Origin of the sequence: Lentilactobacillus parakefiri, from assembly GCF_002157585.1 — a bacterium.
In the GTDB taxonomy this organism is placed as follows: domain Bacteria; phylum Bacillota; class Bacilli; order Lactobacillales; family Lactobacillaceae; genus Lentilactobacillus; species Lentilactobacillus parakefiri.
In genome coordinates, this window is record NZ_BDGB01000011.1 from 1 (window position 1) to 303 (window position 303).

1 protein-coding gene is annotated in these 303 nt (G+C 37.0%); it reads left to right on the forward strand.

Annotated elements, in window-relative coordinates:
- Positions 1-106 precede the first annotated feature (106 nt).
- The coding region (locus LPKJCM_RS00835) for a helix-turn-helix domain-containing protein (RefSeq protein WP_133057541.1) at positions 107-303 on the forward strand (197 nt) is incomplete at its 3' end.

The window sequence follows — 303 nt, forward strand, 5'->3', positions numbered from 1 at the left end:
ACTTGAATTTACACTTTAAGTGCAACACTAATTAAATAAAGAATGGCCCATGGCCAAATTTCTGTAAAATGATGTTTGCGAAAACAATCATGAAAGGAATTTAGCCATGGATCACTACAAGCATATTACCATAGATGAACGGGAAACTATCTTTTTAATGAGGAATCATGGAAACTCACTTCGTGAGATTGCCAGCCATATCAAGAAAAGTTACTCAACCATTTCTCGAGAATTAAGCCGTAATTCTACTGGTAAATCCTATTCACCTTCGAAGGCTCAGGAGAAGTACAAACAGCGCAAAGG